Source organism: Mesorhizobium sp. M1C.F.Ca.ET.210.01.1.1 (assembly GCF_004791585.1).
Taxonomy (GTDB): domain Bacteria; phylum Pseudomonadota; class Alphaproteobacteria; order Rhizobiales; family Rhizobiaceae; genus Mesorhizobium.
In genome coordinates, this window is record NZ_SRUU01000072.1 from 1 (window position 1) to 3869 (window position 3869).

The window sequence follows — 3869 nt, forward strand, 5'->3', positions numbered from 1 at the left end:
CACGGCGCGACGCACGCGTGGATCCTTGAACGGATCGGAATCGCAGCGCATGTGGAACTGCGAGTGCGAGGCCGTCTTCACGCTGTCGATATTGACGTTCGGGTTGTTGAGTAGGCTAACGCCGGCCGCCGCCGAAAGTGAGATGACATCGACCTCACCGCCAAGCAGCGCCAGGATAGCCGATTGATCATCGGAGAAGAATATGAACTCGATGCGCTCCGGCAGCACCTTGTCGCCCCAGTAATTTTCGTTGCGAACGAAGGAGGCGCCGACCTTGGACGTGTATTTCTCCAGCTTGAACGGCCCGGTACCGTCGAAGCTCTTCTCGTAGTCGCCCTTATAGCTCGCCGGGATGATAATGGCATTGTAGTTGTCCGACGACACCATGTAGGGGAAGTTGCCGTTCGGCGCGTCGAGGTGGAACTCGACCGTATAGTCATCAACCTTCTTTGTCGCGCCCTTCTGCAATAGGCCGCGGAACACCGACAGCGCGTTGGATGAATTGGCCGGATCGGCGAGACGGTCGATGCTGGCCACGACGTCGTCGGCCTTCATCTCGCCGCCGCTGTGGAATTTCACGCCCTTCCGCAGCTTGAAGGTCCACATCGTGCCGGTGTCGTTCGGCTTCCAGCTTTCAGCCAACGCCGGCTGCAGCACGAGGTCCGAACCGGCGATGCAGAGGTATTCTCCGACCTGCCCTAATAGCACAAAGCTACCTCCGTCGGAGATAGTCACAGGATCGATCGTCGCCGCCGGCATGTCGCCGGCGACGCGAATGGTGGCGCCAGGCGAGCCCTGCGCGCGAGCGAGCGAGGGCATGCCACTGAAGCCCGCGACCGTGGCTATGCCGCTCAGCAGCGGCAGCGACAGGCCGAGCAGGCTGCCATGGCGGATAAAGTCGCGGCGGCTGACCCGGCCATCAACGAGGCCGTCAACCAGGTGGTTTTCGAGCGGGGAGTGGTTGCGCCTGATTTGATCAAGAGTGCGATAGTTCTTGCTCATGTGTTATATCCTCCCCGACGTTTCTCTGATTGACGCCGAAAATCCACGTCCCATTGATTTAGTCATGGCATTTCCTTTCTTGGTGTTCTTCCCATCATCGCTACGAGCGATTGACTTCGCCTAAGGCTGCAAGCCGACGTCGCCCTTCGTCATCCGAATGAGCCTCGACAGTGTCTGACGAAGCACCTAGCGGTCGCAAAACAGCACAGCGCCCTCCACGCCAGCCCAGTTCCCCCGTTAATAGCCGCGCCCCAGATCCACGACATTCATCAGTGCCTCTCCCTTGATGAAACGATCGAGATTATCCGCGAAGATGGAGAACACTCGATCCTCATAATTCGTCGGACTTCCCGCCAGATGCGGTGTGACGATCACGTTTGGCATGTCCCAAAGCGGGTTGTCCTCGGGCAGCGGCTCCTTCTCGAATACGTCAAGCATTGCACCTGCGATCGCGCCGGTCCGCAGCGCCTTGATGAGTTCGGCCTCCACCACAACGCTGCCTCGAGCGATATTGATTTAGAAACGCATGGGGCCTGATGAGCCCGATCTCGGCTGCTTCGATGGCACCCGCCGTCTCCGGCGTTCCCGGTAGTGCCAAGACAACGAAATCGCAAAGAGGCAGCAGATCCTCGAGTGCGTCGGAGGCGAACAGCCGGTCGACACCCTCGACTGGCAAAGAGATGTCCCGCTTTGAACCAACCACCGTCATACCCGCACTCTTGGCGCGCCGGGCGATGGTCGCTCCAATCGATCCCAATCCGACGACGCCAAGTGTCTTTTCTGCCAGCGGCGCTACAAATCGTGGGCTCCATTGCCGATCATTCTGCTCCCGCAGAAATCGCCGGAAATCCCAATGCAGCATCGTCACGCCGGCCATCACATGATCGGCAATGACATCGCCGTGGATGCCGCGTGCATTGGTAACCATTAGCTCTCCCACTCTATCGCGAATGGGAAAGATGGTATCAATTCCAGCGTTGGCGCACTGGAACCAGCGCAGCTTCTTCGCCTTGTCGAAGACCTCCACGGGAAAGCGGGCGCCAAGCAGCGCATCCGCCTCGCCTATGTACCGTTCCAGCCGGTCGGAGTCGGGCGCCACTAAGGTGCGCACCTGCGGAAAACGCTCTTTGATAAGTCGCGCATAAGATTCGGCGGCATAGTCGTTGAGGACAATAGTAAGTTCTGGGGTTTCAACAGCCATGGTTGTGATCCCTAGATTGCGACGCTAGCCACCGCAGAGGGTGTACCGATCGAAAGGTGCCTGAGGCGGCCTCAGGCTTGCACGAACATCATCTTGCGAGGCTCACAACGCTTGACCTCCCCAGCGACCGCACGGCCGCACTCGCCATATCTGAGCTGCAGCGTCTCCCGGCACCATCGTCATTCCTCCTGCTTCTGCGCCCTTCGCCTCCTTGGTCCAAAGCAATTGCCTCAGCCATCGACCCCGAACTATGGTCACCGATGCATCGGACACTCCAATATTTTTTTTGCCTTACGCCCATCTCGTTTTGAGATAAGCGCAAATTTCTGGACCGCCGCGCAAAACTTTTGACTAGAGAGCCATGGTCGAGTCCGTCCTATTCGCGAGCGACCTGGTTCTTTGCCCCTGGGCGTTCTGTCACGAAGGCGTGAGGATCTGTTGCAACCTTTTGATTACCGGCGCTGTGCAGGAGCCTCCGGTCACCGTCGCTTGGGCTCATGCCCTCTCACAGCAAGGCATTCTTCAAATCCTCTTTTCTCAAGAATCATATGCACCCCTGACCATCCGAGCGAGGCGCATCAGCGTCATGTCGAGCCGGGTCATCGAACATCCACGTCCACAAGCCGACAAAGACTGAGGAACGAGGAAGTCATTCTTCATGGCTCGGGCGACAGGGTCGTAGGCGGTGAAGTGCTTGACAGCCCTGCCGGAGGCGAGGTCGACGAAGACGGTGTCGAGGTCTGTTCGGGCATGGTGGGCTTGAGGCCCTTGGGCAGGCGCGTTGCATGACGATCGAGGCCGATCAGGCGGAAGCGGCGGCCGCCGGGCTTTCGGCGGAATGTCGGGACCGGCGTGACGAGGCCGCTGGCCATGAGGCTGCGGCCGACCTCGAGGCGGAGACGGCAATTTCCTCCCGCCTCAACGGCAGGCGAGCTTCTTCTTGCCCCACATCGAGTTGTCAGCGCGAAGCTCTTCGACGCTCTGCGTCAGCGCTGCGCTCCATTGCGGCAGGCGTGGCAGTCGCGGCCACCGTGAGAAGGGTTCGGCCGCTTCGCCCAGCGGTAAGAGTGAGGCGCGTGAGACACCCACCGCGCTCGCTGCCGCATCCGCCGAGAGACCAGCCGGCGTGCGGCAGTCCACCGCCCGACCGCATCCATGCGTATCGCGGCTTCGTTCGAAAGCGATTACGCCGCAAGCCGTGATGTCGAGCTCCGGCTCTGGTAACATGGCGCGGCAGGCCAACAGCCTGGATCGGGGGTTCTCCTGAAACTGCTTGGGTTCTCTAATGAATCAAGGGCGGCCGCTCGCTTGTGAGTTTTTTCGACCCTTTCGGGTGCCTGGATTCTCTTCGTGCTCACGTGGCACTTGATGGGATAAGCAGGGTATGGAGCGGCTTGGCAGACGGCCGATTTGGGTCGGCCGCATGCTACACAATCTGGCGCCGTCATCCACTCCCTCCCTCGGGCGTCGCTCCGCTCGGGAGCTCGTTTCGGCCTCCTGTCTCGTTCGTCCTCGATTCCGCTATGCGGCCTTGAATAAGGGGAGGGAACGAGGCCGTCGTCAGCCCCCATCTTCTTCGGCGTGACTGTCATTTGCCGCCTGCCCAAGTCTTAGGTCGCCGTTTGTTCCAAGGTCTGGCTTCTTCCAGATCTCGTGCGATACGGAC

The 3869-nt window shown here is 59.9% G+C and carries 3 protein-coding genes; all 3 read right to left on the minus strand.

The window, feature by feature from the left end; genetic code table 11:
- Positions 1–1002, minus strand: a 1002-nt coding sequence (locus EN853_RS32840; protein ID WP_245517260.1) for an ABC transporter substrate-binding protein, incomplete at its 3' end; no start/stop codon positions are given.
- A 237-nt stretch (positions 1003–1239) separates the two neighbouring features.
- Positions 1240–1494: an NAD(P)-dependent oxidoreductase gene (locus EN853_RS35235; RefSeq protein WP_348631624.1), complete on the minus strand. Its 255-nt coding sequence runs from the start codon at positions 1492–1494 to the stop codon at positions 1240–1242.
- Entirely contained in the window at positions 1433–2203 is a 771-nt protein-coding gene (locus EN853_RS35240) for an NAD(P)-dependent oxidoreductase (RefSeq protein ID WP_281033642.1), read from the minus strand. Before EN853_RS35240 ends, EN853_RS35235 begins: the two co-directional genes overlap by 62 nt.
- Between the last annotated feature and the right edge of the window lie 1666 nt (positions 2204–3869).

Coding starts and splice junctions, on each gene's coding strand:
- EN853_RS35240 (WP_281033642.1), bottom strand. CDS start 2,203: ATGGCTGTTGAAACCCCAGAACTTACTATTGTCCTCAACGACTATGCC.